This window comes from Pseudoalteromonas sp. S3431, assembly GCF_000690035.1.
Taxonomy (GTDB): Bacteria; Pseudomonadota; Gammaproteobacteria; order Enterobacterales; family Alteromonadaceae; genus Pseudoalteromonas; species Pseudoalteromonas fuliginea.
Genome location: NZ_JJNY01000098.1, coordinates 1 through 6,786, shown reverse-complemented (window position 1 = coordinate 6,786; position 6,786 = coordinate 1). Strand labels below are relative to the sequence as shown.

Here is a 6,786-nt window from a genome sequence, read left to right as displayed (position 1 = left end):
GCGAGGTTTGTAACCTAGTGGGCTAAGTAACTGCTTCTGCGTTACTCTACTGATTTACATCCATGTAAGAATAAATAAAAAATAAATTGCCCCAAGGACGATCCCAAAGGACAACGCAGTTGGCATTTATGCTGCGTTACCACATAATTTTATGCGCTATTTTATTATCGTTAAATAAACCCTATATAAGCAGGTTGCTATAACCACACACATAGACTCTGCCTTGCCTAAAAACCAAACCTGCTGCTGAAAATTCAATCCCGAAAGGAAAATAGACCTTGGACCTTAAAACATAGAGCTATGATGATATTTAAATCTATTATCCAACGTTCATATACCTTTATAAAAATCACGATAAGGCTTTTAATGCTTAGTTGCCCAAGCATAAACTAAGATACTTCTACATCCATGTATTGATACGCTACATGTGTAGATAACTTGCCTATGGTGCACCTTTAAAAATACAATGTAGCACTCTAAAATAATAGATTAACCCTAAGTAGGCTGCGGATTAATCATATATTTATTATCAATGCACTAAATAAAAACAGAAGATAAAATGTCTAAGCAATTAAAAATAAAAGAAAATAATTATATTCAAAAAATAGACTCTCAGCTTCTAAAAAACAAAAATATCTCTGTGAGTATTCAACGAGATGACTTAATACACCCATTAATAAGTGGTAATAAATGGCGTAAATTAAAATATAATCTAGCCAATATGCAGAAACTTGGAAAAACTGAATTACTGACTTTCGGAGGCGCCTTTTCAAATCATATTCATGCTTGTGCTGCTGCCGGAAAAGAGTTTGGTTTAACTACGCACGCAATTATACGAGGCCCTGAGCTCGACAGTAATAACCCCACACTTGAATTTGCAAAGCAATGCGGAATGAAGCTGCACGTTGTTAATCGTATTGAATACCGACGACGAAACGATGATGACTACTTAAAGTCACTTCAAGCTCGCTTTCCTAGTGCCTATATACTTCCTGAAGGTGGTACTAACTCCTTTGCTCTATTGGGCTGTGCTGAGTTAGCAAAAAGCCTTCCAAAGCATGACTACCTAATTTGTCCTACAGGCAGTGGCGGTACATTAGCGGGTCTAATTGAAGGCAGTGAAGAAACCACCCAAATAATAGGGATTGCTGTATTAAAACAAGCAGATTACTTAAAAAAAGAGGTATGTAAATTAAGTAATAAAGCCGATAAGCAAAATAATTGGCAACTACTCACCGATTTTCACGATGGAGGGTATGGTAAGTTCACACCCGAACTATGGCAGTTCTGTCAAAAAATGAGTGATGAACATCAACTTCCTTTGGAGCCAATTTATAGTGGTAAAATGATGTATGCACTTTGGCAATTAATTGAAAAAGATTTTTTCCCTACAGGTAGTAAAATTATGGCGATACATACAGGAGGAATGCAAGGTTTAAACGGGTTAAGGTATAGAGGTCTGATTTAATGAAATACCGCCTGAGTGAGTTCCTCTAACAGCTCTGAAAAATAAAACCCTTGAGCCCCTGCTACCCCTAATTTTGTTAGCATTAATAGCTCTTTTTGTGTTTCAACACCCACCGCAAACACAGGTAAGTTTAATGTATTACTTATACTTATAATTGTTTTTATTTGATTTTGGTTTTGTGTTTTTTCATCCACTAGATGCACTAACTCATACGATAACTTTAACCCACACACCTCTTGGTGGTCAGCTAACTTCATTAAATTTTCACTACACTTTACATTATCGATCATAATTCGAGAGCCTCCTTTTTTCATTATTATAAATACGTCCTTTAAAGCCTCATGATGATTAAAAAACTCGACTTCACTTATTTCAAATTGTAACTTACTACTTAGTTTAAAATCATTAATTTGAACGCTAAACCAGCTCCAAAACTTTTTGTTTATCCAGCTGTCAGAACATAAATTAACACTTACGGTTAATTGCGAAGGCTCTGCTAATAGTAATTTTTTAACTTGAATTAAAACACCTTTATCTAATATTAAAGTATCTTGGCGGCTATACGTTTGATCGATAAAATAGCGAGCAGCAATCAAACCATGCTTACTGTGCCTAACTCTAAGCAATACTTCATGTTGTAAAATATCGCCACTTGAGAGTTCGAATAGAGGCTGAAAAAAAAGTATAAATTTATGCTTTTTAATATTATCGATAACTTGTTTACTAGAAAGTACTCGTGTTTGGCTTTGATTTAGAGGTAATCGATGACAATGCTTTAACAAGCTACGTTGGGATAAAACTAACGCAGCTTTTGCAAGCTGATAAACAGTTGTTTGATCGGCTCTAAGCCGATAATCACATGCACCGACTTTAATGTCTTTTCTGGTGATATTTTTTTGATAGTTTCTGCATGCTAAAAAAATACTTTTATGTAAGTGTTGTACATATCGTTCAAGTTCTGAAAAAGGAACCTCTGATAATGTAATCGCTAAGTTACCGCAATTTAATAACCTTACTGAAACACCACTCAATTCAGAAAAGTTTTTCACCATTAACACTTCAAAGCTGGCTTCTTTATCAATATTGTTATCAAAATGGCAATTACATTGAACCAGTACAAACAAGCTGTGACATACAGGTGCTGTTGTGTACAGCGAGCTTAATTCGAAATTTTTTAATACTTTAACAACCTGTGTATTGTGCTCTTTAACTGATGGAGTTGTGCTGGCGAGTAAGTTTTTCGAACGTGAAATATTGTTGACATGTAACGTGTTCCACCAACGATAAAACCAGCTAGCAGCTCCAAACATAACCAAGTTAAGCAATATAAATAAATAGCTTTCTATTATCCATACAGGAGGGTGGTATAGATTTAAGCTCAGCGTTTTATAGTTATAGACCTCTCGCTCTAACTTTATAATATGACCAAAGTGCGTAAGAGATGAATTCGGCTTAAGCATAAACCCTTCATTTTTTACGAGGGCTGCAAGTATCTTATTATTTGAAGAAGGGGCTATTTCAAGTTCAAAAACTTGTTTAACTAATAGCTGGCCTGAGTGATGTATTTTTTCATGTAATGCATCATTCAAAATAAAATTAAAACCCAAAATTATTAATGCAAGCAGGGCAAAATAGATGACTTTAAATTGATTAAAAATCCAGAACCTTTCCTTTTGCATAGCTTGCCCACTCGTTAAATTAATAACTAAAGTGTTGTTCAAGATCCCCATTAGCACAAGTCAATAAAGCAAGTTTAAATGTTCATTACTAATTTTAAAAAAGCTCTGTATAAACGAGGAATTATGAATTTAAGCGATCTAAAGCAATAATTATCATTCCACTGACTCTCTATAGATCTACTAAATAGAGCATTGATCAATAATCCCGCCAGGCAAACAGTATATTTAACCTGAATCGTGACTAAATAATTTACTAATACATTGAACCATAATGTATTTAAATTTATTTTTCGTTAGCCAGAGATTCTCCGTAAAAATAAGACGAAGTTACACGCTAACAATAGGCGTCTATTGCAAGTAAATACAACCTAGTAGCACTGAAAAAGCTGCTTGAGATAGATTTATTATCCAGACAACAAGTTACTCAGCGGCCACACATTAAGGCCTCAAAAAAATTAGATCCTTAGATCAAAATAGACTGGTAATTAGTTTAATTGCTCATACATGATCTTACTGCGCACCAATTGAGCTAACGTTTTAGCACCCAATTTGCTCATTACATGGGAGCGATGAACCTCAACGGTACGCTCACTAATACTAAGGTCGTATGCAATTACTTTGTTCATAGCCCCATCAGTAACTCGCTCAAACACTTCTCGCTCTCGATTTGACAGCGACTCTACATTAATTTTATTTTTGTGTTTATCGAGTAATTTCTCATGTTGGCTCTCATTAAATATCAATGCTTCGTTAATGCGATCAATCAAATGCTGCTCATCAAATGGCTTTCTAATAAAATCAATTGCGCCTAAACGCATAGCCTCTACTGCCATTGGAATATCACCATGTCCGGTAATAAATATAATAGGTAGTGAGCAGTTTAAATTTTTAAGTTTTTGCTGCACTTCCAAGCCGCTCATTTTAGGCATACGTATATCCAGCACTAAGCAACCGGTCATATTCTCATTATATACATCTAAAAATGCAGACCCTGAGCTAAAACTCTGTGCATCTATTCCAATGGAGTCTAATAATATTGCAAGCCCTTCACGCACACCTTCATCATCATCAATTATAAAAACGCTTTGCTTATAACTCATTCGCGACTCCTTTTTCATAAATTGGCAGAGTAAACATAAAAATGGCCCCTGTTGGTTTATTATCACAAAAATTAATATGACCGCCATGCTCTTCAATAATACTTTTTGATATTGATAGGCCAATACCTGTGCCATTTTCTTTGGTTGACGAAAATGGTTTAAATAATCTTTCTCTCATTTCTTGGGCCAATCCTGCCCCAGTATCGGTCACTGATATTTCAACATTTTTATCTTCATTTAGTTTTATTTCAAGCTCTATTTTTGAACCATTATCACAAGTATTTAACTGCATAGCTTCCATACCATTGCGCAACAAATTAAGAATAACCTGCTCTATTTGAACTCGATCAACAAATACATCAACAGCCTCATCACATGCTGTCATTCGTATAGTTACATTGCGAAGCCGTGCTTCTGACTCAGCAAGATTTATTACTTCTTTTATCATAAATATACAATCGATGACTTCTTTTGAGCGCTGCCCTTTTTTGGTCATTAACTGCATACGCTCAATAACGGCTCCCGCTCGACGAGAGTGCAAACTTAGTTTTTCAAATATTGAGGGGAGCTTTTCAAACTTTCCTTTCTCACAAAAATTTTTAGCTGTCTGAGAAAAAAGTGAAATTGCAGTCAGAGGCTGGTTTATCTCATGTGCAATTCCTGCTGCCATTTCTCCTAATGCATTTACCCTTTCGGCATGAGCTAATTGTTCAGTATGAAGCCGAGCTTGTTCTTCAGAAGCCCGTTGTTTTGTGATATCTCGAATTAAACCAACAAACATCGTATTTTCATGGTTTTGTATTTCACTTACCGATAAATGAATTGGAAACTGCGTACCATCTCTGCGTTTAGCAATAAGCTCTCGGCCTACACCAATAATATGCGTTTGCTTTGTTTTTAAGTATTGAGCTAAATGTTGATCGTGCTGATCACAAAAAGGTGTAGGCATTAGTATTGTTATGTTTTTATTTTTCACTTCATCAGCGCTATAACCAAACATAACTTGTGCAGCAAAATTAAAGCTTTGAATAAGCCCATGCTGGTCAATTGTAATAACCGCTTCAACTACTGAATTTACTACCGCATCAGAGAAGGCATAACTACTAATTAAATCAGCCTCAGCCTCCTTAATAGAAGTAATATCATTGATAAACCCTTCAACGATTATTTCGCCATTAAAAATAGAACTAACTGGGCCTCCTTTTTCCCATACTAATTTAATATCGCTATTTTTAGTGATGATCCTATATTCAAGTTCAAAGGGGCTGTTTACTTTAAAAGCTTCGTTAAGTGACTTCTCTACCCGTTTAAAATCATCCTCATGTATTATTTTTCTCCACAGCATTCTATTTTTTTTAAACTCAGCCCGAGAGTAACCAGTTAAATTTTCACACCCATCACTAACAAGTATCATTGGCCTGTTTATAGTGTTAGATGAGTGATACGCCATACCTGGAAGGTTTTTTAACAAGTGTTCAATTTTATAACGTTCATCTTTTAGTTTACTACGTGCAAATAAATAGGTGTAAGCAGCCAATACAATTATAAAAGTGATAAAAAGGCCCAGTGCAATTAAAATTCTCATTACTTTATAGTGAGCAATATATAAAAACTCATCGTTGGGCGATACGTTTATTTCCCATTCATGACCTTGCAAATAATAAGATGAGCTTTTACTCCAGGCATATGCAATAGCGGGTTGGTTGCTTTGATCTGAGTACACTTTATGCCCATCAATAAACAGTGTGAAATAATACTCGTTGAGTAAAAAATCAGGCACAACAGACTTAATATAAGGCTTAAACAGCAATACACCTGAGATAAAACCATCTAATTTATTGCCTCTTGTACCTGCGTTAAAAATTGGGATATGTATTCCAATCCCTTCATCTCCATGAATAAACGCCAAAGGCATTATGACTGCCCTTTGCTGTGTATCTTTTGCTTTTATTGCTGTTAATAAGGCAGGTGGGTTTAACGCTAAATTAAAATCGATAGTCACTTCATTATTGTGCTTTGGTATTCTTTTTCGAACATGAAAGGTGTTGTCAATCCAGCCAATAGCTTGATAACCATATTGTGTACCATAAAAATTTTTACTAATCGCATCCCAGTCACTTTGCGACATACCACTTGAAATAACCGATAGTTTAGATTGATCTGAAAGCGATGTTATTCGCTTTTCTAAATCGTTTTTAAGTAGTGTTTTAATGCCTTCAGCGGTGTCTTGGGTTATGCGTTCAATATATGTTCGCTCTTGAGAATCTATATGGAAGACTATAATAATCATTAAGCACGTAACCAGCATACCAAGTATTATTGCATACCATAAAATGGCTAATTGGGATGAGGAAAATAGCCTTGCTTCTTTATCGCTGTAGTTCATAGTGAATTTACACTAACGCCTAGTTGATTAATAACGAGTACACTTGCTTATCTCGCACTTCCTTGCTTAATAATCCTCCTCGCTTACACTTGCGTCAAGAGGTAACTAGGGTCTGTTGATCTTTCAAGGTTGAATTTGCAGCAGTCTGTTTGG

4 protein-coding genes are annotated in these 6,786 nt (G+C 35.4%); 1 reads left to right on the top strand and 3 read right to left on the bottom strand.

The genetic code is table 11. The features are described from left to right. The first annotated feature begins 559 nt into the window (after positions 1–559). A complete protein-coding gene (locus tag DO88_RS01760) occupies positions 560–1,468 on the top strand; it encodes a 1-aminocyclopropane-1-carboxylate deaminase/D-cysteine desulfhydrase (RefSeq protein WP_007378606.1) in 909 nt (302 codons plus the stop codon). Here the strand turns inward: DO88_RS01760 and DO88_RS01765 are convergent. The 3 genes from DO88_RS01765 to DO88_RS01775 all read right to left on the bottom strand — a co-directional run bounded on the left by DO88_RS01765 (position 1,465) and on the right by DO88_RS01775 (position 6,633). Further along, entirely contained in the window at positions 1,465–3,147 is a 1,683-nt protein-coding gene (locus tag DO88_RS01765; RefSeq protein ID WP_442960147.1) for an EAL domain-containing protein, read from the bottom strand. The genes DO88_RS01760 and DO88_RS01765 overlap by 4 nt on opposite strands. A gap of 485 nt (positions 3,148–3,632) precedes the next feature. Beyond that, a complete protein-coding gene (locus DO88_RS01770; RefSeq protein WP_033040871.1) occupies positions 3,633–4,247 on the bottom strand; it encodes a response regulator transcription factor in 615 nt (204 codons plus the stop codon). After that, the gene (locus DO88_RS01775) at positions 4,237–6,633 is read right to left on the bottom strand and encodes a PAS domain S-box protein (protein ID WP_033040869.1); all 2,397 of its coding nucleotides are present in this window, start codon (positions 6,631–6,633) and stop codon (positions 4,237–4,239) included. Before DO88_RS01775 ends, DO88_RS01770 begins: the two co-directional genes overlap by 11 nt. Between the last annotated feature and the right edge of the window lie 153 nt (positions 6,634–6,786).

What these genes read in the sequence shown, in the direction of transcription:
- DO88_RS01760 (WP_007378606.1), top strand. Translation starts at nt 560, where the DNA reads ATGTCTAAGCAATTAAAAATAAAAGAAAATAATTATATTCAAAAAATA.
- DO88_RS01765 (WP_442960147.1), bottom strand. Translation starts at nt 3,147, where the DNA reads ATGCAAAAGGAAAGGTTCTGGATTTTTAATCAATTTAAAGTCATCTAT.
- DO88_RS01770 (WP_033040871.1), bottom strand. Translation starts at nt 4,247, where the DNA reads ATGAGTTATAAGCAAAGCGTTTTTATAATTGATGATGATGAAGGTGTG.
- DO88_RS01775 (WP_033040869.1), bottom strand. Translation starts at nt 6,633, where the DNA reads ATGAACTACAGCGATAAAGAAGCAAGGCTATTTTCCTCATCCCAATTA.